The organism is Psychrobacter sp. 1Y1 (genome assembly GCF_051847395.2).
Taxonomy (GTDB): Bacteria; Pseudomonadota; Gammaproteobacteria; order Pseudomonadales; family Moraxellaceae; genus Psychrobacter.
On record NZ_JBPYDF020000001.1, the window covers coordinates 1,525,086 to 1,549,128 of the forward strand.

Sequence of the window (24,043 nt, forward strand, 5' to 3'; positions counted from 1 at the left end):
GAGCATTCATAAAAGCGTCCTAATAAAAGAGATCCGCCATGAGCCATCATTCGTCCTTATTTGACAGTTATAGTATCCGCCGCGTGCGTCCGCCAAAAAATAAAATTGGCACCTCGGCTAAGCATGATAGTGCGATTAGCCATGTCATGGGAACGGCGACTTATGTGGATGATATTGCAAAGCCGCAAGGCACGCTACATCTGGCAGTAGGTAAAAGCAGCCACGCTCATGCACGTGTACTGAGTATGGATTTGAGTGCTGTCAGAGATGCTGATGGGGTAGTAGATGTTTTAAGCTTCAAAGATTTGCCTGCGCAGACGGATATCGGTGCGGTGTTCGACGGTGAGCCACTGATGGTGGATGACATCACAGAGTATGTGGGTCAAACGCTATTTGTAGTAGTAGCGAGTAGTCATCGCGCTGCCAAAAAAGCGGCGACCAAGGCAGTGGTAGAATATGAGCCATTGCCAGCAGTACTTAGTATAGATAAAGCGTTAGAGCAAGAGTTGTTTGTGCGTCCGAGTCATTTTATGAAGCGTGGTGACGCAGCGACTGCGCTTGAGAACGCACCGATTCGCATTGAAGGTCATATTCATATGCGCGGGCAAGAGCACTTTTATCTCGAAGGCCAAGTGTCTTATGTGGTGCCTTGTGATGATGGCGGGTTAGAGGTGTACACGTCATCGCAGCATCCAAGCGAAGTACAACAGCTGGTCGCCGAAGTGACGGATTTACCATTTCATGCGGTAAACACAGTCGTGCGCCGTATGGGTGGGGGCTTTGGGGGTAAAGAAACGCAAGCCGCTGCTTGGGCTTGTCTGTGCGGTATCGTCGCCAAACGCCATAATGTGCCTGTCAGTATGCGTCTAGATCGTCAAGATGACATGGTGGTGACAGGTAAGCGTCATGAGTTTGCCAACCGTTATGAGGTTGGTTTAGACGAGTCTGGTCGTATATTAGGCGTCGATATGCAACTGGCTGGCCTGTGTGGTTATGCGCCAGATTTGTCTGATGCCATTGTTGATAGAGCGATGTTCCATTGTGATAATGCTTATTATTATCCAGCTGCTCATGTAGCAGGGCATCGTTGCAAGACGCATACCGTATCCAATACTGCCTATCGAGGGTTCGGTGGTCCACAAGGTCTGATGACTGCTGAGTATATGATGGACCATATTGCCTATACATTAGGGCAAGATCCGCTACAAGTGCGCCTAGCAAACTTATATCAAGATGGTCAAAGTACCCATTACGGTCAAACCATTGAGCATTTCGATTTGGCGACCATTATGACCAAACTGGCAGACGATTGTGATTATGACAATCGTCGTCAGCAAATCCTAGAAGCCAATCAAAAAGCTGCCGCTGAAGGCAGTGATAAACGTTTGGGTCTTGCTTTAACGCCAGTAAAATTCGGTATTTCATTTACGGTGCAAACACTAAATCAGGCAGGTGCATTGGTACATATTTATACTGATGGCAGTATCCACCTCAATCATGGTGGTACGGAGATGGGGCAGGGTTTATATATTAAAATTGCCCAGATTATTGCCAATGAATTTGATGTTGATTTGGACACGGTCAAAGTATCAGCGACACGTACCGACAAAGTGCCTAATACCTCACCAACTGCCGCGTCATCAGGGACAGATATCAATGGTAAGGCAGCACAGAACGCTTGTCTAAGTATCAAAACGCGCATACTCGAATTTGCCGCTGAGCATTTCGACGTAGCGCAAGAAGACATACGTTTTGAAAAGAATCATGTCTATATCGGTGATAAAGAAACGCTGACTTTTGCTGAGATGATTCAACTGTCGTACCAGAACCGTATCAGCTTGTCGTCTACTGGCTACTATAAAACGCCTAAGATATTTTATGATCGCTCTAAAGCATGGGGACGTCCGTTCTTCTACTTTGCCTTAGGCGCTGCCTGCGCTGAGGTTGAGATTGATACGTTGACAGGTGAGTACAAAGTACTACGCTGTGATGTGCTGCATGATGCAGGACAATCGATCAACCCTGCCATTGACATTGGTCAGATTGAAGGGGGGTTTGTGCAAGGTATGGGTTGGCTCACGGCAGAAGAGCTGATCTGGAATGATAAAGGTAAGCTCGCATCTGATAGTCCTGCTAATTATAAAATCCCAACCGCGCATGACTTGCCTAAGCAGTGGAATGTCAAATTGTACGATCGCAAAAACGAAGAACAAACGATTTATAACTCTAAAGCCGTTGGTGAGCCGCCGTTTATGTTGGCAGCCAGTGTTTGGTGTGCCCTTAATAATGCGGTCGCGAGCCTTGGTGATTACAAAAAGAATCCAGAGCTGACCATGCCTGCGACACCAGAAGCGGTATTAAAAGCTGTTATGCGCATGCAAGGCACGTCGTGGGATTTAACAACTAAAGCAGATACAGATACGATTGATAGTTTGGTCAAAGGCGCAGAAGAGAACAGTGACCTTTACAATGAAAAAGCAATGCCGCAAGACGTACGTCATTCCAAAGACATCGATCCAAAAGAAGTCGAAGGCAAACAAACCGATGACCAGCCTAAAGCGATAGAGCATCCAAATGTAGCAGGGGCAAGAGGTCCTGCGCACAGTGAATGAGTCGTTAGCACCGCCAGTCGTCTGGTATGAAGGTCTAGCGCAATATCAGCAGCGCGGCATCGCTCATGTGTTAGCGACGGTCGTAGCTGTGAACGGATCTGCTCCTCGAGCGCTACAGGCAAAGATGATTGTTACGCAAGATAGTATCGTGGATACGCTGGGCGGCGGCGGTCTAGAACACGACGTTGTCAATACAGCACGGCAGCTATTAAATGGTGAAATAGCGGCAACGGTATCAAAAGAAGTAAAACCAAAAGTTGCTGAAACTGACAGTGAAAGCGCGTCGACACCTGATAAAGCGGTACGTCGTGATGCTGTCTATACTAAGCACTATCCGCTAGGTGCAAAGTTAGCACAGTGTTGCGGTGGTAGCGTCACCGTTATGTTCGAATGCTTCAATGTAACGCCGCCGATGTCAGTACTAGTGTTTGGTGCAGGGCATGTAGCATCAGCGCTAATGACCATCCTCGCTGAGCTACCTTGTCAGGTAGATTGGGTGGACAGTCGCCCAGAGATGTTTAAGCGTTACTTAGTTGATGAATCTACTACTAATCAATCCAAAATTTATAACTTACCAGCGCATATCCGTCCGCATATCGATGATGAGCCTGTAGATTTTGTGCGCCCATTTATCGAGCAGGGTGGTCAGCGTTTTATTCTGGTTATGACTCATGACCATAGTGTTGATTTTGAGTTAGTGCGGGCGGCATTAGATACTATTTCTGACACTAGCTCACCTCATGATAAAAGCTCAGATATTTCAGCACCTTACATAGGCTGCATTGCCTCGGCAACCAAAGCCAAGCGTTTTAGAGATCGTTTGATGCAGCGTGGCTACAGTGAGCAACTGGTCAATCAGTTGGTCATGCCAATTGGATTGCAAATTGGCGGAAAAGAGCCGATGGCGGTGGCGATTTCTATCGTGGCACAGCTCCTACAGAAGTATCATCAGGCTACTCCTTGAACGGCTCACTTCATATAACCTTTATACTTTTTATCAAATTATTAAAGCGCTCAGTACTATTTATCAAAACGCTCAGGACTACTAAGCCATTGTGAGATCTACGAATGACCATACATATCTATCAAGCTCGACTGCTACACTATTTGACCGAAAGCGATCGTACTGAGCGTACAACCTCTGATTATTCACAGACATTAGCTGTGGAACGAGACATTACGTTGCTACCAGTGATTGAAGGTGTACAGGTTTATCCTGAATATATCACTGATGGTGCGCTTGTCGTAGATGGTGTGACAGGGTGCATTGTAGAGTATGGGCATAACGAGACAATATTAACGAAATATGTTAATACCACTGAGCAAGCAGGACAGTTAGTAGTCAAAGTACATGATTATCGCGACAAACTTATCATGCCAGGCTTTATTGATACCCATGTGCATTATCCGCAAATAGATATGATTGCTGCTTATGGTGAGCAATTACTTGACTGGCTTAACAATTATACTTTCGTCACTGAGGCCAATTTTGGCAATCCAAAAGTAGCACATGATACGGCGCAGTTCTTCTTAAACCAATTGCTTGCTAATGGTACAACGAGCGCAATGGTATTTTCTACCAGCCACCCTGAATCAGTGAACGCATTTTTTACGGAAAGTCACAAGCTCAATACTCGTATGATCACAGGTAATGTCTTGATGGATCAAAATGCGCCTGATAATTTGTGTGTGCCTGCTGAGCAGGGCATTCGAGATACCCAAAATATCATTGATAACTGGCATGAGCGCGGACGTCAGCATGTGGCGATTACCCCGCGCTTTGCTATTACTTCGACACCCAAGCAACTACAAATGGCAGGTGAGCTGTATGCCAGTTACGATAGTGTTTATCTGCAGACGCATCTTGCAGAAAATCATGATGAGATAGCTTTTGTGAAACAGCTGTATCCCAATCATAAAGGCTATCTAGACGTCTATGATACGATGGGATTACTGGGTCGACGTACGACTTTGGCACATGGTATTCACCTTGAAATATCTGAGTATGAGCGTCTGCGCGCAACTGGCACACAAATATCACACTGTCCGACGTCCAATCTGTTTTTGGGTAGTGGACTATTCGATTTACCCAAGACGTTAAGTTATACCGGTGTCAGTATCGCCACTGACGTTGGAGCAGGGACGAGTCTGTCGATGCTGACGACTTTGTCAGAAGCGTATAAGATCCAACAACTACAAAGCAATCAGCTATCCGCTCATCAAGGGCTATATCAAATTACGTTGGGTAATGCCCAGTCGCTATTATTGGACAATAAAATCGGTAACTTTATGCCAAATAAAGAAGCGGATTTTGTGATCATCGATATGGGTGCAACGGAATTGCTTGAGCGACGTATGGCGCAGACCAAAACACTGGAAGAGCAGTTGTTTGTACTAATGATGCTAGGCGATGATAGAGTAATTGATCAGACAGTCGTCGCAGGCGTGAGTCGCTATCGTAAATCTACTGCTTAATAAATGGGGCTGTAGTAGATAAGGATTAAATATCACACCATTTTCTCAAGGTTTTCAGCTGATTAGATGGTGAGCCATAGTTGAATCTAAACTCGCACTCTTTTAAAAACAAATGGAAGTTCTTCTTATTAATCCCATTATACTTTCTGAGTGTTCGTTTGGACTGATTCCAGAAGTTCTCAATGCCATTGATGTGATTGTTCTTACCGCAAATGAACTCTATAGAGTGATTGACTCTGAAATGTTTAAACTCGCTCACATCCAGTGCATTGTAACTTCGATAGCTATCCGTATAAACAAAGCTGTCAGGCTTGATTTTACGCTTAATAACAGGCATTAGGGTAGTCTGTTTGGTGTCTGCTACGACAATGGTATAAACCTTACCGTTTCGTTTTAGAATACCAAATACAGCGGTTTTACCAGCAGCCCCGCGACCTCTTTTGCCTTTGCGTACACCGCCAAAGTAACTTTCATCTAATTCGACCTCACCATCAAAAAGCTCATCAGCTTCTAATGAGAGATGGTAATCTATCACAAGTCTTATTTTATGATAAAAAAGTGCAGCAGTATTAGGCTGAATATCAAGCAAATCTGCGGCTGTTCTAGCAGTCACTTCAGCCGTAAAAAACTCTAACAGCCTTCGCTGTGCTTTTTTACTTAGTTTACAACGGGTTATCTTCATAAAAGTAGTCTAGCATAGTGCTTATCTACTACAGCCCCTAATAAATTAGCGAAAAATATGAATAACGAAAAAGCCCTGTTTATGTTAAACATAAACAGGGCTTTTATCAGATTGATTTGTGCTTAATGACAGCTTAGTTGCATTCATCTTTTAACTCAATAGACACATGCCAATCCGTGATATCAACCTCATGACAATTATTACCCTCGCCATTGATACGGTCAATAACTAAAAAGTCACTGTCACGCCCAAGCGCGAGTAGAGGGTGATGCCAGACATTGGCATCGTACTGTACACCTTGGTGAGATTTTGCATAAAATACGGCCAGATCGTCAGCAGACTGCGGCGGTACACTAGCTTTGGCCACGACGACAATGTAGTCTTGGCCTTCCATAGATACAAACGCCTGTGTTCCAAGCGGATGGTATTCCATGACTGAGAGTGCAATCGGATTCTCACGTTTCTTGGCCCGAAAGATACTCATACCAACTGTGCCGCCATCAAGCTTGCTTTCGGCGAGTGCATGATGGCGAACCGCATAGCCATTATTGATCTCATAAGTATTGTCAGCGGTTTGTTCATCAATACTATAGCGCTCAATGACCGAGCCGTAAGGTGCAAAATTTGCCTTAGTCAAAGGCTTAGCAGTTAGAGTGACACTCATTATTTAGCCTCTTTACTGTTAGTACCAGCACCAGTATCAACCTCAGCAATTTTGCCATACACGCGAACACGGCTAATGCCACCATCTGGGAAGATGTTGACCCGAATATGAGTAATGGGTGTATCAAGTTGAAGCTTGTCTTTGCCAAAGTGATGAACGTCGTCAGCACTGGTTTTTTGTGGTTCAAGCAAGGTATCCCAAAACATGCTTTGAGTCACTAAGGTTTGCTCTGGTGTATTTGGTGAGTAGACGGCTTGAATCGAGACTTTATCAGGATAATTGCCTTTAAAATGAGCAGTATCTATCTCGATAGAATCAACGATACCTGCTTGGCCTAGCGCAATGATACTCCAATCGTTACCTGGTTCACGGCGACGACGAGTCTCCCAGCCATCTCCCATATTAGGCGCTTTAGTCGGCAATAGTAAATTACTAGCAGCACCAAAATGCGCGTCGTTACTGGCAATAGCACGACCACCATTTAGCGCACCTGCCAAATCGAGCATTTCGCTCTGTTTGTTCAGACTAGCGTCAAGTTGAATATCACCATAAACCCGTAGTCGGGCAACGCCACCATCTGGATAAATATTCAAACGAATATGGGTTACCGTTTGTCCATGATCAATCTCGATAAGCTCATGATTGTGACCTTGTAGTGGAGTCATACCCACTAGCGCCTGCCATTTTTTACCATCCCAGTCTTCTTTGTTTAGACCAGCAAGCTCAGCTTCATCTTGCTGCAGCAGCTCGGGCGCGTATAATGCATCGACACTGGCAGAAGATGGAAAGTTACCCGTAAAATGACTGGTATCAATATCGAGACCGGCTATTTTGGTTGGGCGGGCCAGTTGGATAACCAAGTAATCGTAACCCAAATGACGCTTACGACGTGTTTCCCAGCCGTCCATCCATTTACCATTATTATCGAATTTACCCACAACAAAAATAGGCGCATCAGGGTTTAGAATACGGCTTTTATCTGCAAAGAAATCATCGGTAGCGAATAGGGATTTTGCACCCAAGCGACTGTCGGCTACGTTTGATTTTTTGGTGAATGCTGGCAGAGTATCAGGTAGATTGTTTGCGGAGATAATTTGTCCAACTTCTGAAGTGTTTTGACTCACAATGATTCCTTTTTTAATAATGGTGTTTATTAATAACGTATGGCTTATTTTATATATTAATCTATGCCAATTCGTACGCGCTTAGCTAAGCAGAACGAGTGCTATGACGATAGCCTAAGCTTACATCCAGTTAGCAGTGTTGTCTGACGTAGCAGGATGGTTTTCGTACCAGTGTTTAGCGATATCATCACGGCGGCATATCCATACGTCGGGCTTATTGGTGATATATTGCAAAAACTGCTTTAGTGCTTTGATGCGTCCTGCACGCCCAATAATGCGGCAATGCAAGCCAATGGTCAGCATTTTAGGGGTATGTGCGCCTTCTTCGTATAAGGTGTCAAAGCTGTCTTTTAGATATTGATAAAATGGTTCGGCATGAGTGAATCCTGGGCTAGAAGAAAAACGCATGTCATTGGTCTCGAGGCTATAAGGGATGACCAAATGTGGTTTACGCGTGATCAGATTGCCATCTTGGACCTTTACATTGAGCCAATACGGTAACTCATCACCGTACGAGTCAGAGTCATAGGTATAGCCGCCTTGCTCGGCGACCAGTTCACGAGTATTTGGACTATCGCGTCCTGTATACCAGCCGAGAGGTTGTCCGCCTAGCATACGTTTAAATATCTGGGTGGCGCAGCGAATGTGTTCACGCTCCGTCTCACGGTACATATCCTGATAAGTAATCCAACGTAGGCCATGACTGGCAATCTCATGACCGTCTTCTAATACACGCTCGATAATATGAGGGGTCTTTTCAGCAGCGGCGGCACAGGTAAACGTGGTGATAGGAATACCATAATCTTTAAAGACATCTAGCACACGCCATACGCCGACACGGCTACCGTATTCGAATGCAGATTCAATAGACTGGTGACGGTTGTTAAATTCTGGTGTGCCTAAAATATCAGACAAAAAACGCTCTGATTGACCATCGCCATGGATGACGCTATTTTCTGCACCTTCTTCGATGTTTAATACAAATTGTACGGCGATTTTTGCGCCGCCTGGCCAGTTCGCTTTTGGTGGATTGCCAGCATAGCCTTTTAGGTCGCGGGGATACGTGCTCAGATCAAAGTCACTGGTAATTTTTTTGCTCATTATCTATATTCCTATATCGCTTAGAGCCTTAGATATTTACTAAAATATTGCTTGTGAAGGACAGTTATTTTTTATCACAAATTAAAGTGATGACGCATATACCACAAGCTGTTGGCGCTCAGCATCCGTCAACTGAGTAATATTACCAAGCGGCATATAGCCAGTCTGTACCGCAGTGACGATTTTCGCTTTATAAATTTTTAAGTCTTCTGGTGTCTGCAAAATAATACCTGCTGGCGGCGCGGCGAAGCCTTGTTGCGTCGGTTGTACCGCATGACAGGTGCTACAGCGCGTATGCACGACATCCATCATGGCGTCATCTGCTGATGCGCTCACGGGTACGGCTTCAGCAGTAGCTGCATTAGTACTAATACGGTTATTAGCACTGTTAGTAGCATTACTATTAGAACTGTTATTAGCGTTAGCAACAGTATCAGTGCTTGAGTCAGTAGTCGCGCTCGTAACTGGCGGCGTGCTATCAGTCGTTGTAGGTGCTACGGAGGCAGTAGCAGGCATTGCAGGCACTGGCTCAATTGGTTCAGGTCGCATCCAGATAATCAACAATACGGTCAATACGGCTGGAATAACCAAGTAGCGTGGTTTTTTATGACCTAAATGCTTTTGGTTAAAGTAATGACGGGCAGTCGCGGTAATGATACCGACGAAGACCAATACCAACCAACCTTTCTCATGAGCATACATCATTGGGTAATGGTTGCTGATCATGGTAAAAATCAGCGGTAGGGTAAAATAGTTATTCATCAGTGAGCGATTTTTGGCTTGTAATGCCAATTCAGCCACTTCTTTACCCGGTTTTTCGCCGCGCCGTACACAGTCAACGAGCGCACGCTGAGCCGGCATAATACCGAAGAATACGTTACCTACCATCACCGTGCCCAAGATAGCACCGATATGTATAAATGAGGCGCGATCACTGAACAGCTGGTAAGAACCCCAGCTCGCGATGACCAGCAAGATAAAAATCAGCGTACTAAAGATAAAGGCGTTTTTACCCAAATGACTGCGCACGATAACTTCATAAATGAAGTAACTACCAAACAAGAAAAGCAAGCTGGTGGCAATGGCACCGATACTAGTAAAGGGCACTTTGCTTGGGTCAATTAGGTAGGCAGTTGCATTGGCATAATAGACGATAGACATCATCGCCGCACCCGTCAGCCAAGTGGTATAAGCTTCCCACTTAAACCAATGTAGCGTCTTTGGCATCTCTTCGGGTTCGAGTTTGTATTTGGCAATCTCATAAAACCCGCCGCCATGGATGGCCCAAAGATCACCCGAAATGCCTTTGTCTGTTTTCCACTGTGGCGGTTTGCGTAGGCTTAAATCTAGCCACACAAAATAAAACGATGCACCAATCCATGCTACCCCAGCGATAACATGAAACCAGCGGAAAAATAAACTCAACCATTCGAGAAGATAGGCGCCCATGTAATAGATGTCCTTTAATGTGACAGTGTCTTAATAAAATGTCTTGGTAATTTTTTTTGATAGTATTTCTTGAAAACTAAAAATAAATCAGAGAGCTAAACAGCACCAAAGCTATGATCCGCGATAGGTACTATAACCGTGCGCACTAAGCAGAAGTGGCACGTGATAATGACTGGCATCGTTTACCACAAAGTCGATAACCACTTGCGGGTAAAATGCTGTTAGCTGCTGAGCATCAAAATAAGACTGAGTATCGAACGTTACGGTATAGCGTCCGGTATCTAGCTGACGGTCAGTACTATCGATGGCTGTATCAAACTGCCAAGCGTCTGGTGTGACACGGCCATCACTATTGGTTGTACCATGCGCTAGTAATGTGGCGGCACCGTTGTCTTGTATGCGGTGTAAGGTAACGGCGACATCAGCGGCAGGTTTGCCAAGATGAGTGTCTAAGATATGTGATGATAGGGTGGCAGACATAGTGCTTCCTTTAAATTAGTGAAAAATATAAATAGGGTGAAAATGCTAGTCTAACTCTGCAACTACTATTTGCTTGTCTCAGCATTACCTAGCAATTTAGTTAAACGTAAACGCGTAATTTTGTTTTGTTCAGCGGCTGCATTTGCCAGTTCAGTAGCACGATCATTAGGCAGGCGCGCTAATAACAGATCCAGCATTTGCTGCGCGCTTTTACCCGTCGCAAAGACAATAAAAATAAAACCAAATTTATCGAGATAGTCTCGATTGCCTTTGGCAAGTGCTTTGAGCACCTCATCTGCTGCATCGTTAGCGCCTGATTGTTCGTGTGCAGCGCTACTTTGTGTGTTGCGGTATTTTTCTTTTAGAGATGCCACGTTACCGATTTGCGGATGCCCATCAAACGCTTCTAATAGGCTAGCCTCATCGTTTTGTACTTTGTCCCAGATAGCGTCGCTACTTGCTAACAGTACATCAAAGTCTGCAAAAGGGCGGGCGACTGCAAGTTTATAGGCCCAGCTTTTACTGGTGCAGCAAGTCAATAGCTGAGCGATGGCGACTTCTTGTGATAGGTCGTTGAATTGCGCTAAGGTTAAGCTCACGATGACATCCTTTTCTAATAGGGTAGCCCGTTATCTGTATTGGGCGATAAATGTTTGATAGAGGTTTATACCTTATGATTATTTGCATAAACTTATAGGTACAAGCAGTAATTTTGATAAGTAGCGGTTGCTTCAGCTTCATAGATGATTTGATTAAGCTAGCAGCTATTAATTGGCTTGAAAACAAAAGCCAGTAATCTATGTGTTCGTAGTCAGACCTTTAGCGCTTATATACGCTTTGCATAATTTCAAGTTATAGTGAACTGACAATATGAAACAGATTTGCTAAGGAAACACTGATATTTTGACCGTCCAAAACGTCTGGCAAGAAGTGATTAATGACGGCGTAATTGATTTACAGTTCCCATTTTGCTAAAACCTGACTAATTGGTCAACTGTTTTATGCGAAATATTTTTATTTAACAGGTTATGCTGCTCAAATCTATGTATTTACATAAGAATACACAGCAAAATATAGCGACTATTTTGTCGAACCTGTCTCTTAGAGTGAGATACCACTGCTATGACTCAAAACAATCAAAAGGAAGAAACCTCAGTGACTGATACGCCCTCGCACCGTAGCCAACAAGCCATTCGCGCACAGAATCAAGCGCTTATCTTAGCGGCAGCTGAAGAAGAGTTTGTGCTCCAAAGCTATCGTGGCGCTACGATGCAGGGCATTGCCGATAGAGCAGGCTTACCTAAAGCCAATGTTCACTACTACTTTAAAAACAAAAAAAACCTCTACATGGCAGTGCTACGCTCGATCATTCAAGAATGGAATGAAGGCTTGGTAACCATGACGGTAGATAGCGACCCAAAAACGGTCATCGAAAAATTCGTCCGTACCAAGCTACATCAAGCCTTTGTCAATCCAAGTCGCCATAAACTGTTTGCGATTGAAGTCATCGGCGGCGCACCGCATCTGCATGAATTTATGTCCACTACGATGAAGGAGTGGGTACACGATAAAGCACAGGTAATGAAAGAGTGGCACAAGCAAGGCAAAATTGGGATTACTGATCCTCTCCAACTACTGATTTTGATTTGGGCGACTACCCAACGTTATGCTGAATTTGAGATTGAAATCGTTGGATTGATGGATAAGACATCATATGACGCAGCAGATGAAGCGCGTGCGGCAGACTTTCTGGTGCCCTTTATTTTAAAAGGCTGTGGCCTTGAATAATGACAAGGTACCTATTTGACAGGGTGCCTATTTAATAAGTCAGGTGCTTAATCAGCGAAGTGCACAGATTATTTCTATTTTTCTGTGCACCTCGTTTACGGCGAAACACTTCGATATGTTCAGCCCTAGCTTGTGTTTAGCATTAAGCGACTTCTTGCGTTGGTTCTAATTTGTCTTTTGCATGCTGTGCTTTGGTATCAAACTCGATGCCATAGTTTTGAGGTAAAATCATATCAAGGGTGATGGCCACAATCCCTGCCATCGTTACCGCTGAGCCAAAGATATTCTGAAAGAACTGGGGCGTTTGTGACAGTACATCAGGGACAAAGGCGATACCCGTTGCCAGACCCAGTGAGGTGGCAATGATTAAGACATTACGATGCGTGAATTGCACGGTAGATAAGATACGAATACCAGCAGTCGCTACCGTCGCAAACATCAGTAGCGTGACGCCGCCAACAACAGGCTTCGGTAATTGGGTAAAAATAGCACCAAGGACGGGGAATAGCCCCATCAGGCATAGAATGCCGCCCACATAGAAACCCACATAGCGACTGGCAATACCCGTCATCTGGATTACACCGTTGTTTTGGCTAAAGGTTGTCACAGGGAAGGTATTGAATATCGCCGCAATCAGAGAGTTAACACCATCTCCTAGTACACCGCCTTTGATGCGTTTCTCATAGAGAGGGCCTTTGATCGGTTCACCTGATATCATTGAGGTAGCGGTCAAATCACCCGAGGTCTCAATACTGGTAATGATGTACATAAAGGCAATGGGAATAAATGCCTGCCAATCAAAACCAAAACCATATTTGAAGGGAATGGGAACGGTGAAAAAATCCGCTTCAGACACCAATGAAAAATCAATGCGCCCCATAAATACGGCCGCGATAAGGCCGAGCATCAGACCGATAAAGATAGCACTTGAGCGAATAACCTTATTGTTAATAATGCTAATGAGCACCACACTGACGAGTACGCCACCACCTAAGAGTAGGTTTGGAATACTACCGAAATCCTCAGCACCAAACCCACCTGCCAAATCAGTGAGACCTACCTTTGTTAGGGACAAACCAATCGTGACAATCACACAGCCAGTAACAATAGGGCTCATAAATGATTTGAGTTTGGTGATAAATTGACTCAAAAATATCTCAACAAATGCACCGAGAAACGACACACCAAAGATAACGGATAAAATCTCTTCAGGACTACCACCGCGGTTTTTTACTACAAATCCTGCTGTCAATACTGCCGCCAAAAAACCAAAACTGGTGCCTTGCAGTGCCATAAGGCCAGAGCCGATGGAACCGATTTTTCGAGTTTGAATAAAAGTCGCTACCCCAGATACGATCAACGACATGCTAAGAAGATAAGGAATATGTTCCCCTAGACCTAAAGTGCCACCGATGATTAATGAAGGGGTAATAATACCAACGAAAGCAGCAAGTACGTGCTGTATGGCACCTAAGAATGCTTTGATAGGGTTGGGGCGGTCGTGCAGTCTATATAATAAATCAGTATTTGCTGGAACGTTTTCACTCATGGTGGTTTCCTCCTAGAATAACTGCTTAGCACCCAATTAACTGTATATATCAGACAACGTAACAAATCATTAGATAAAAATTAAAACCCAATCCTTGACCTGTTTTTTATCGATTCAAATAATAGGGGTAAGTTCCCGACCTTAAAATAGACAACAGCAATAGTTTATATTTGTTGGCCAATATCTAAATAACCTGACCAATTAGTCAGACCTATTTAGGATATAGGTAAAATGAAAGTTAATGCAATGTTTTTTTTGGTACTACCAGGTTTACGGGTTTGTTACTAATAAAAAATAAAAATGAGTTCGAATGAAGGGTGCCTAAGAAGAGTGCATAAGACGGCAGGCAGGTTTTACTAACAGTAGGCTTTATCACTTTTCTTCTAGCAGCTTATGACACAAAAAAGCCTTAATCATAATGAATATGATTGAGGCTTTTTGTATGAGTAAATTCTAACGTTGTGTTTCAGTTGCCTAAGCTGCCTAAATTACTTTGGACTTGATGACCATACGGGTGAGCGGATGATGCCTTGTCCTGATTTACCGAACGCTTCGCCACCATTCAATGATTTAATCGTTAGTACACCTTTGCCGCCTTGGGTTGACGCATAGACCACGCGCTTGCCATTGGGTGAGAAGCTTGGGGCTTCATCGATACCCGTATTACCAAGGTTGGTCGTCACCGCACCATTGCTATTCATAATCGCGGCTGAGCGTCCACTTAAAAAGGCGATTTGTGTTCCGTCGCTGCTAAACTGCGGGCTAGTCGCATAGCCACCATTTGATACTTTGGTTGTGCGTCCCGAGCCAAATTCATAACGATAGACTTGTGGTTTATTGAATCCAGTTTTGTCACTGACAAATACAAATGACTTGCCATCAGGAGCGTAGCTTGGCTGCACCTCACTGCTTGGCAAATTAGTGAGGCGTCTAGGCGTACCGCCGCTTGCGCTTATCTCATAGATATCGGCGCTACCCTCAAAGCTACTAGAAAATAGGATTTTGCTGCCATCAGGAGAGAATGACGGACTCAAGTTACTACCAGAAAAAGGCGTTAGCACACTGGCGCCGCCGCCACTGACGTTTTGAATGTAGATGACGGGATATGATTTTTCACGTTGTACCGAGTAGGCAATGCGATTGCCGTCAGGTGACCATGCTGGTGAGAAGATAGACCCTGCTACCTCAGTGATGGTTTTGGCGTTTTCACCATCAGCATCCATCACTTTTAGACGAGAGACTTTTTGTTTGCCAGTGCCTGTTTCTTCTATATAAGCAATACGCCCTGAGAAATCCCCTGGAATGCCAGTAATCAGCTCATAGACTTTATCTGCGATGACGTGACCGGCGTAGCGCATGCTTTCTCTGTTATTGTCAGCGGTTAGGCTTTGCTTGCCTTCTATCACGCGACCAGATTTGACATCGATGACCTCATAATCGGTGACGATTTTGCCGCGATTGGTACGAGTGCTGCCGACGACCAAATAAGGTATGCCCATACTTTGCCATACTGGCAGTGTGCCTGCCAGCTCGCTACTGCTGCGTGGCTGCTGCGGTAGGTTTTGGCTGGTGACTTTTAGTTCTGTATTATTCAAATCATTTAAAATAATAGGGGACAAAACAGAATCGCCTGCGAATAGTACAAACGCGACTTGGTTTTGTTGGACAGGAATCTCATAGTCCAATTCTAGTACAACAGGTGCAGCGAGCACGCTTTGCGATATTAGCAATGCTGAAGTGCTGGCGAGTAATGAGACTAGTAGTTTCTTGTGGGTACGCATGAGTAAGTGGAGCTCCTAAAATTAGTATGATATTCATTTTTTATTTAATGAGACAAGCATCTAGATAAGGCAGCAACCTATGCGAGACAAGCCGCTTAACGTCACGTTACCAATATTATAAGAACCTAGCAACTGATTAATTGCTGCCTTTAAACTGTATGGTAAAAGTCGGGTATTTAGGGTCATCAGCATCAATTGGGAGACTGCCAGTATTGAGCACCGCTTGTCTGGCAGCTTCATTGACGACGCTATCAGGACCAGATGCGGTGACATTGACCACGTCACCATTGGCATTAACGGTGATGGTTAAGGTGGCACGCTGGGTAGAGCCTTTCGCTGCGGTAGGCGGCGTATAGTTGCGCTTGATTAGATTGATGATTTCACTATTGCTGGCACCGCGACTACCACTTGAGGCAGAGCGACTACTACCTTTAGAAGTGCTAGAGGTTGAGGTGTCGCCGGAGATGGTTGATTGACCATCTGAGAGACTAAAGGTTCGGCCTGCATTGCCAGAGCCGGCAGTATCAATCTCAATATTGCGATCGCTAGCAGTGGGACGTTTTATCTTTGGTGGATTGTTCTGCTTTTGACGAAACTCTCCCAGTCTTTTTTGTTCTTCTATGAGCTGGTCGCGTTTGCTTTGATCGACTTGGTCAAGCTCTTCCATGGCGGATTCGTCTAGTTGTGCTGCCCACTCAGCCATTTTGCGCTCATACTCTTGATTTTGCTCAAGCAGACGTTGTTGATGGTCTTCGCTCATCAGTATGGGTTGACCAGCTGGCTCCTCAGATCGTGTAAATACAGGCACGCGCTGAGAGCTTGACTGACTTGAATTTTGCGCACTGACGCTACTACCAGATATTTCTGGCTGGGCACTACTGGATGAGTCGCTAGTGCTACTATCCATCTGCATTGCGCTAGCTGCTGCACGGTTGGCCAGTATTTGTCCTTGCATTTCAGCAAGTTGCTCAGGGGATACCATGACCGTCTCAATACTACCAGCAATCTCAACTTCAGTGGTTTGATAGTTATAAACCAGTATGCCAATGACAAGGCCATGCGCCAGTAAGCTTAGCAACGTAGGCAATGTTAGGCCGTTGCTTTCTGGTTCGGTAGGTACATAGACGGCAGGAGCATTATGCATGGTAAGGATACTCATGAACGTGATTTGTCAGATTGATTACTAGGATTGGCTATCATGATATGAAACGTTTACTAAAGGATATTTATCACTATAAAGAAGGCGTGGGTAGAGGCGCACCGGTCAGTAATCCAACTTTTTCGATACCTGCTTGCTGCAAAGTTGCCATGAGCGTCATGATGGCACCATACTGATTGTTTTGATCGGCATTGATCATCACCTGTACTGGCTCAGCATTACTATTATCGCTCTGAGACTGTAGGTTAGATAATGTATTAATCAGCTCAGGCTCACTTACAGGCACGTCAACATTGCTTTCATAACTGATAAAAATATCACCCTTGTCAGTCAACGAGACAATCACAGGTAATTGGCTTTGACTCATGGTATTGGTTTGTTCTTTTGGCAAATCAACATCGACGCCTGTAATCAGCATCGGCGCTGTCACCATAAAGATCACCAGTAGCACCAGCATGACGTCAATGTAAGGTACGACGTTCATTTCTGCATTAAGAGCTTTTTTTTCACGGCCGTAGGGGTTTGGTTTCATAGCCCTGTCACCTGACCTGCATTAACTTGGGTTTCTTTGCTAATAGGTGCTTGTACGCTGGTCTCACGCTGCAGCATGCCCGTCATCTCATCACAAAATAAGGCACGCGAGTCATATAGCTGGCTCGATTTTGCTGTGAAGTGGTTGTATGCCAATACCGCAGGGATAGCGGCAAACAAACCCATGGCTGTGGCAATCAGTGCTTCGGCGATACCGGGCGCGACAGAGGCGAGGGTAGCTTGCTCAGTTTGAGACAGTCCCAAAAAGGCATTCATAATGCCCCACACTGTACCGAACAATCCGATGTACGGAGCAACGGAGCCAATGCTGGCTAGCGTCGTCAGTCCCGACTCTAGCAATTGCTGCTGGCGACCTAGGCCGACGCGTAGCTTGCGTTCAACACCATCGATAATGTCGTCTTTAGGTTGACGCTTTTTATGCATTCTTAGGTATTCTGAAAAGCCCACATAAAAAATCTGCTCAAGTCCCTGACGATCAGGAGAGCCTTGAATGCCTTGATATAGTTTGGCCAAGTCTTCGCCTGACCAAAACCAAGTCTCAAATTGTTGATCAAAGTTTTTGGCTGTACCAAGTCGAGCACTCATGCGAAAGATAATAACCCAGCTGAGCAAAGAAGCTAATAACAATAGTGCCATCACAATCTGCACCAATAGACTGGCTTGGGTAATAAGATCGACAATATTTAATGATTCAGGCATGTAATGGACTCACGAATAATTGATAACAGCTGGTTTAAATAAAGACATCCAAACCAAACGAACCCTAAAAATAATACTCACGCTTTCTTGCTCAATTCTCAAGATAGTACTGATATCAAAAATCTTGTTTGATAAAGATCCTCTGATCATAAGTCCAACCACTGAGACATCAACATAATAGCCTGTTAGTTTACTTCTAAATGAAAGAAACGTCATTATTAATGTGTTAAACGACTATTTAGTTGGGCTACTACTGATTCATTCAATAGTTAGTTGGATAACATGGATAATGACCGAGCAAATACTTATTACCTAAAACTTATGACTCAAACCGAATATTTCCTCAATGACGAGTAGAAAGTAGTTTTTCGAATAGCGTCGAGCAGCATGACTATATATAGCTTTTCATGTGGCTTTTCTGACCGATAGTCTTGAAGTCTCTCAAAATCCTATTTTGTACGAGATAGACATTATCAACGATTGAGTTTGTAAGATAACTGGTCTAATATGTTACGCTTTGTTACTACATTATTCTTATTGTGGCATCGTTATTTTTTCGCTGAGGTCATGTTCAATTTTAGGTAATGATGACTTTTTATTAGCCAGTCGGGGGCGACACTTATGAATGCAATTGAACGCTATTTTGGGATTAATGGTGAAAATACCACGATCAAAACAGAAATCATCGCTGGTATAACCACGTTCTTGACGATGGCTTATATTATCTTTGTCAACCCTAACGTCTTAGCCGATGCAGGTATGGATAAAGGGGCCGTATTTGTAGCGACCTGTATAGCAGCAGCAGTAGGTTGTTTCATTATGGGTATCTACGCCCGACTACCAGTTGCGCTCGCACCAGGTATGGGTCTTAATGCCTTCTTTACCTATGGTGTGGTGCTTGGTATGGGCTACGCATGGCAGACAGCGCTAGGTGCGGTGTTCTTGTCTGGTTGTATCTTTGTACTATTGAGTCTATTTAAGATTCGTGAAGCAATTATTAATGCTATTCCAACATCCCTCAAGAACGGCGTAGTTGCTGGTATTGGTGCGTTCTTGGCGTTTATTGCATTGCAAAGTGCAGGTATCATCGTCAATCATGATGCAACCTTAGTTGGCCTTGGTGACATGACGTCATTTGGTCCTGTCATGGCTTCATTAGGTTTTGTTGTTATCATTGGCCTGTCTTACAAGAGAGTCCCAGGTGCGGTAACCATTGGTATTTTATTGGTTGCACTGATTAGCTTATTAATGGGCTATACGCAGTTCACAGGTATCATCTCTTCACCGCCTTCTATTGCACCGACGCTGATGCAGTTAGACATTGCTGGTGCATTTGATGTGGGCATGATCAGTGTTATCTTTGCTTTCTTATTTGTCGATTTGTTTGATACTGCTGGTACTTTGATTGCTACCACTAGCCAAGCAAAGCTAACGGACAAAGATGGCAATATCCCGAACATGGGTAAAGCACTACTCGCTGATTCAACAGCGACAGTAGCGGGTTCTTTACTGGGTACTTCATCGACGACCAGTTATATTGAGAGTATCTCTGGTATTGCCTCAGGTGGCCGTACAGGCTTAATGGCTGTTACGGTAGGTGTGTTATTCCTGTTCAGTATTTTCTTCTCGCCACTAGCGGGTATGATTCCAGCTTATGCAACGGCTGGCGCTATCTTTTATGTAGCCGTGCTCATGATGGGTACCCTAAAGGACATTAACTGGAGCGACTTAACAGAAGCAGCACCAGTGGTCGTGGTATTGCTATTCACGCCGCTTACATACTCTATCGCTGACGGCATCGCACTTGGTTTTATTACCTTTACGGCTGTAAAAGCAATTGCAGGCAAGTTTGCAGATATCAGTATCGCTGTCTGGATTTTAACTGCTATATTGTTGTTCAAGATTATTTTCTTATAATGCAAAGTGTAGTAAGACATTAATAGTGTCTTAAACAAGAAACCCTCCTTATCAGCTGATGATAAGGAGGGTTTTTTTTGTCAGCATTATAAGACTATCGTCTTAATTTAATCCCGATATTCTTATGGTTAATGTTTAGTATTTCTGATACCAGTATTAAGTAGGGTGATGCCAAACTATGGGCAATAGTAAACAAAAAAACGTAACCAAAGCGTCATGGCCAATAAAGTGCTTGTAAGTTATTGTTATTTAGATATATATTAATTTATGAAAACAATAAATTTCGTTAGTTTGAAAAAAACTTTCGTGATATTATAGCCGAGTTAAGCGCATCACCTCAATCAACGCCGTAGAGGTTTTTCTTACAGTGAATTAGCATCATCAAAGATGACAGATTTGTAATTATTAGAGCGATTTTTCGGTTCAATAAGGCGATATTTGGTCATCACACTCCTTTCACTACTAACAAGAAGAAGGCACTAATGCCGCTTAGCTTTTCGTTGTTGCCTTTGTATTGTTAACGTAGCCCGTTTAACAGTCGAACGACCTACTTAACCGTCTCCAGCCTATGCTGGATTTTTAGTTTTGTGATGGCGCCGTTTGGTCTTTTGATTATTGCTGTGAATCTCCGTCAATAACCACTATTTTTTGATAGCGGTTATGAGCAGTTATACAGGACGATCAGACTTCCTAAAGCACCATTTATTATGGTTTTTAAACGATAGTTATGGAGTTATTATGAACCCAGTAGACCAGTTTACCCCGCAAGAGCCGATCTTGTTTAATCCTGTTGATATGCTGTCGCCTGAGTATCTCGCCCAGTCAGCAGAAGCGCTAAATAAGCGTATTTCGCCGCTATATAGCGCCGATGAAGAACGTTGGTTGTCTGAGTTATTGCCACTTGCCAAACCCAGTATAGAAGAACGCGATGCTGCTGCTGAGCAAACGCGCAAACTGGTCGAACACGTGCGTAATGATGGTAAAGCCGTCAAGATGGTTGACTCATTATTGCTTGAGTATAGCCTTGATACCCAAGAAGGTATTTTGCTAATGAGCTTGGCAGAAGCCTTGATTCGTGTGCCAGACAACTATACGGCTGATGCATTGATTCATGACAAAATGAGTGTGGCTGACTGGAAAAAGCACATTAAAAATGACAATGGCTTTATGGTCAATGCTTCTACTTGGGGCATGATGATGACTGGTCGCGTTGTCAGTATTGACAGCAGCACCACTGCATCAGGTTTCTTGGATCGCATGACTAAGAAGATGGGTGAGCCTGTCATTCGTAGTGCGATGCAAAAAGCCATGCGTATCATGGGCCATCAGTTTGTATTGGGCGAGACCATCGAAGACGCCAATAAAAACAGTCAACCATATCGTAATAGAGGCTATACCTATTCATTTGATATGTTAGGTGAAGCGGCCATCACGCATAAAGATGCGGAAAAATACTTCAACGACTATCTACATGCGATCAGAGCTACGGCGAACGTAAAAGTCAAAGAAGGCATGCCGAAGCCGTCAGTGTCTATCAAATTATCAGCACTGCATCCTCGCTATGAAGCGACGCAAGAAGCGCAAGTAATGGGGCTATTGCGTCAGCGCTGCCTGCTATTGATTGAAGCGGCACGTGAAGTCAATGTCGATATCAGTATTGATGCTGAAGAAGCAGATCGCCTCGAGATTTCTCTAAAACTGTTTGAGTCTTTGTACCGTGATAATTTAACGGCGGACTGGGATGGTTTAGGTATCGTTGTACAAGGGTACTCTAAACGCGCAATCGCTGTATTAGCGTGGCTTGCTCGTTTGTCTACTGAAGTCGGTGATCGTATTCCAGTACGTCTAGTAAAAGGTGCTTACTGGGATACTGAGATCAAACTTGCTCAGCAAAAAGGTCTATCAGGCTATCCAGTTTGGACACGTAAAGAAGGTACGGATACTGCATACCTTGCTTGTGCGCGCTTCTTATTGTCAGACCATCTGCGCGGGCTAATCTGGCCACAGTTTGCGACGCATAATGCGCATACACTGTCTTCAATCATGACCATGAGTGCACATAGAGACTTTGAATTCCAACGTCTGCACGGCATGGGCGATGCACTTTACGATCATATTTTGCAAGCTTATGAGATTCCTGTACGTATCTATGCGCCAGTAGGTGCACATAAAGACTTGCTACCGTACTTGGTACGCCGCTTGCTTGAGAACGGTGCCAACAGCTCGTTTGTTCATCAGTTGCTAGACAAATCTTACCCAATTGAAAAGCTAACGGTGCATCCATACGACAAGCTACTTGGTAATGCAACATTGCACAATCCAGACATCCCGTTACCGTTAGAGATTTACGGTGAACGCCGTGCAAGTTTTGGCCCTAATATCTTTGTAGAGTCACAATGGCTGCCGTTCAAATCAGCTATTGATAGCCATCTGCATAAGACATGGTCAGCAACCTCTATCATCAATGGTAAAGCTGTTGATACCTACGAAGTAGATGGTCAAACGAATCAGCTTGATACGCAGACTGTACTTGCGCCTTGGAACCACGAAGTTAGTGCTGGTAAAGTAACTTATGCCAACGCTGAAGTGGCTCGCCAAGCGATTGACGTTGCTGTTGCTGGTCAAGAGGTATGGAAAAATGTACCAGCTGCTAAGCGTGCTGAGATATTACGTAAGATTGCTGAGCTATACGAAGAAAACTACGCTGAGCTAATGGCACTATGCCAAGTTGAAGCGGGCAAAACCATGCAAGATGGCATCGATGAAATCAAAGAAGCCGTTGATTTCTGTCGTTTCTATGCTGACGAAGCAGAGCGCCTAGATGATGTCGTGCATGAATTTACAGACTTGGCTGGTAAGCAGTCTCGTCAAGTGTATAAAGCACGCGGTACTTTTGTCTGTATCAGTCCATGGAACTTCCCATTGGCTATCTATACGGGACAGATTGTAGCTGCACTTGCTGCAGGTAACACCGTAGTAGCGAAACCTGCTGAACAAACCAGTTTGGTCGCTCACTTTGGTGCACAGTTGATGTATCAAGCGGGTATACCTGCAGAAGCATTGCAATTGGTCATTGGTGCAGGCGACGTAGGTGGTGCTTTGACGGCGGCTGACAATATCGCAGGTGTGATATTTACAGGTTCGACTCAAACAGCCCAACGTATCAACCAAAGCTTAAATGACCATGCACAAACCAGTGGCGAATTGCCTGTCTTTATCGCTGAGACTGGCGGTCAAAATGCGATGATCGTTGACTCAACAGCATTGCCAGAGCAAGTCGTTAGAGATGCGGTACTATCAGCATTTGGTTCAGCAGGTCAGCGTTGTTCAGCTTGTCGCATATTGTGTGTACAAGAAGAGATGGCGGATGATTTAATCGAGCTGTTGCAAGGCAATATGGCTGAGCTGTCTGTAGGTAATCCTCTATATGCTGCGACAGATGTAGGTCCAGTGATTGATGCGGATGCTAAGCATGGTTTAGAGGCGCACATCGAACGTATGAGTGCTGAGCCGACTGCTACTATTTTGGCACAGACGCCGATGAGCTCAAGCTCAGTCGTCAGTCAAGAGAAGTCTACCTTTGTACTGCCAACCGCAATCGAAGTGAAGAGCATCGATGTGATCGGTGGTGAGCACTTTGGCCCAATCCTACACGTACTACGTTATCAAGCGCGTGATTTGAATAAGCTGATTGATGCCATCAACAATATAGGCTTTGGTTTGACGTTAGGTATCCATAGCCGTATCGAAAATACTGTTGAGCACATTGAGCGCCGCGCATTTGTCGGTAACACTTACATCAACCGTAACCAAATCGGCGCGGTCGTAAACGTACAGCCATTTGGTGGTTGTGGCCTATCTGGTACTGGTCCTAAAGCTGGTGGCCCGCACTATGTCGCGCGTCTCATGCAACTTAGCTCAGAATCAGTCAACGCTGAACAGTCAGCTGCTCATATGACAGCGACCGAAACCCAAACTACCACTCAAACAGAACTCGCATAAGGAGTAGCA

At 44.4% G+C, this 24,043-nt stretch carries 18 protein-coding genes; 6 read left to right on the top strand and 12 right to left on the bottom strand.

Translation table 11 applies throughout. The features are described 5' to 3' along the window. Nucleotides 1-38: 38 nt before the first annotated feature. The 3 genes from xdhB (at nt 39) to guaD (ending at nt 5,087) form a co-directional block, all read left to right on the top strand. Nucleotides 39-2,612 carry a xanthine dehydrogenase molybdopterin binding subunit gene (gene xdhB, locus ACS8FA_RS20415; protein ID WP_439267216.1) on the top strand — a complete coding sequence of 858 codons (2,574 nt, stop codon included), beginning with the start codon at nt 39-41 and terminating at the stop codon, nt 2,610-2,612. Then, nucleotides 2,605-3,576, top strand: a complete 972-nt coding sequence (locus ACS8FA_RS20420) for an XdhC family protein (RefSeq protein ID WP_439267215.1) — start codon at nt 2,605-2,607, stop codon at nt 3,574-3,576. Before xdhB ends, ACS8FA_RS20420 begins: the two co-directional genes overlap by 8 nt. A 104-nt stretch (nt 3,577-3,680) precedes the next feature. Continuing rightward, complete coding sequence (gene guaD / locus ACS8FA_RS20425) at nt 3,681-5,087, top strand: guanine deaminase (RefSeq protein ID WP_439267213.1); 1,407 nt, start codon at nt 3,681-3,683, stop codon at nt 5,085-5,087. Between the two features lie 25 nt (nt 5,088-5,112). Here guaD and ACS8FA_RS20430 read toward each other — a convergent pair whose 3' ends face one another. From ACS8FA_RS20430 to uraD, 7 genes are all read right to left on the bottom strand, one after another. Beyond that, nucleotides 5,113-5,769 (bottom strand): IS1595 family transposase, encoded by a 657-nt coding sequence (locus ACS8FA_RS20430; protein ID WP_045455674.1) that lies wholly within the window; start codon nt 5,767-5,769, stop codon nt 5,113-5,115. Between the two features lie 133 nt (nt 5,770-5,902). After that, a complete protein-coding gene (locus ACS8FA_RS20435) occupies nt 5,903-6,433 on the bottom strand; it encodes an ureidoglycolate lyase (protein ID WP_439267360.1) in 531 nt (176 codons plus the stop codon). Continuing rightward, nucleotides 6,433-7,557 carry an allantoicase gene (gene alc / locus ACS8FA_RS20440; RefSeq protein ID WP_439267358.1) on the bottom strand — a complete coding sequence of 375 codons (1,125 nt, stop codon included), beginning with the start codon at nt 7,555-7,557 and terminating at the stop codon, nt 6,433-6,435. The genes ACS8FA_RS20435 and alc overlap by 1 nt, the downstream gene beginning before the upstream one ends. Nucleotides 7,558-7,677: 120 nt before the next feature. Further along, nucleotides 7,678-8,658 carry an allantoinase PuuE gene (gene puuE, locus ACS8FA_RS20445; protein ID WP_439267356.1) on the bottom strand — a complete coding sequence of 327 codons (981 nt, stop codon included), beginning with the start codon at nt 8,656-8,658 and terminating at the stop codon, nt 7,678-7,680. Nucleotides 8,659-8,739: 81 nt separating this feature from the next. Continuing rightward, nucleotides 8,740-10,107, bottom strand: a complete 1,368-nt coding sequence (locus ACS8FA_RS20450) for a urate hydroxylase PuuD (RefSeq protein WP_439267355.1) — start codon at nt 10,105-10,107, stop codon at nt 8,740-8,742. A gap of 111 nt (nt 10,108-10,218) precedes the next feature. Continuing rightward, nucleotides 10,219-10,587, bottom strand: a complete 369-nt coding sequence (uraH, locus tag ACS8FA_RS20455; RefSeq protein WP_439267353.1) for a hydroxyisourate hydrolase — start codon at nt 10,585-10,587, stop codon at nt 10,219-10,221. A gap of 65 nt (nt 10,588-10,652) precedes the next feature. Beyond that, complete coding sequence (gene uraD, locus ACS8FA_RS20460; RefSeq protein WP_439267351.1) at nt 10,653-11,186, bottom strand: 2-oxo-4-hydroxy-4-carboxy-5-ureidoimidazoline decarboxylase; 534 nt, start codon at nt 11,184-11,186, stop codon at nt 10,653-10,655. A gap of 523 nt (nt 11,187-11,709) precedes the next feature. Here uraD and ACS8FA_RS20465 point away from each other — a divergent pair. Then, a complete protein-coding gene (locus ACS8FA_RS20465) occupies nt 11,710-12,375 on the top strand; it encodes a TetR family transcriptional regulator C-terminal domain-containing protein (protein ID WP_201579946.1) in 666 nt (221 codons plus the stop codon). A 142-nt stretch (nt 12,376-12,517) separates the two neighbouring features. Here the strand turns inward: ACS8FA_RS20465 and ACS8FA_RS20470 are convergent, their stop codons facing one another. From ACS8FA_RS20470 to tolQ, 5 genes are all read right to left on the bottom strand, one after another. Beyond that, complete coding sequence (locus ACS8FA_RS20470; RefSeq protein ID WP_439267349.1) at nt 12,518-13,924, bottom strand: nucleobase:cation symporter-2 family protein; 1,407 nt, start codon at nt 13,922-13,924, stop codon at nt 12,518-12,520. 488 nt (nt 13,925-14,412) lie between these two features. Then, on the bottom strand, nt 14,413-15,705 hold the full coding sequence (locus ACS8FA_RS20475; RefSeq protein WP_439267347.1) for a beta-propeller domain-containing protein: 1,293 nt from the start codon (nt 15,703-15,705) through the stop codon (nt 14,413-14,415). A gap of 136 nt (nt 15,706-15,841) precedes the next feature. Then, on the bottom strand, nt 15,842-16,849 hold the full coding sequence (locus ACS8FA_RS20480; protein ID WP_439267346.1) for a cell envelope integrity TolA family protein: 1,008 nt from the start codon (nt 16,847-16,849) through the stop codon (nt 15,842-15,844). An 88-nt stretch (nt 16,850-16,937) separates the two neighbouring features. Further along, nucleotides 16,938-17,396, bottom strand: a complete 459-nt coding sequence (gene tolR / locus ACS8FA_RS20485; protein WP_101204804.1) for a protein TolR — start codon at nt 17,394-17,396, stop codon at nt 16,938-16,940. Then, complete coding sequence (gene tolQ, locus ACS8FA_RS20490; protein ID WP_102092824.1) at nt 17,393-18,115, bottom strand: protein TolQ; 723 nt, start codon at nt 18,113-18,115, stop codon at nt 17,393-17,395. The genes tolR and tolQ overlap by 4 nt, the downstream gene beginning before the upstream one ends. A 621-nt stretch (nt 18,116-18,736) precedes the next feature. Here tolQ and ACS8FA_RS20495 point away from each other — a divergent pair. Together ACS8FA_RS20495 and putA are read left to right on the top strand one after the other, a co-directional pair. Beyond that, complete coding sequence (locus ACS8FA_RS20495) at nt 18,737-20,032, top strand: NCS2 family permease (RefSeq protein ID WP_101204806.1); 1,296 nt, start codon at nt 18,737-18,739, stop codon at nt 20,030-20,032. Between the two features lie 738 nt (nt 20,033-20,770). Continuing rightward, nucleotides 20,771-24,034, top strand: coding sequence for a bifunctional proline dehydrogenase/L-glutamate gamma-semialdehyde dehydrogenase PutA (gene putA / locus ACS8FA_RS20500; RefSeq protein ID WP_439267344.1), 3,264 nt, complete (start codon nt 20,771-20,773; stop codon nt 24,032-24,034). The last annotated feature ends 9 nt before the right edge of the window (nt 24,035-24,043 follow it).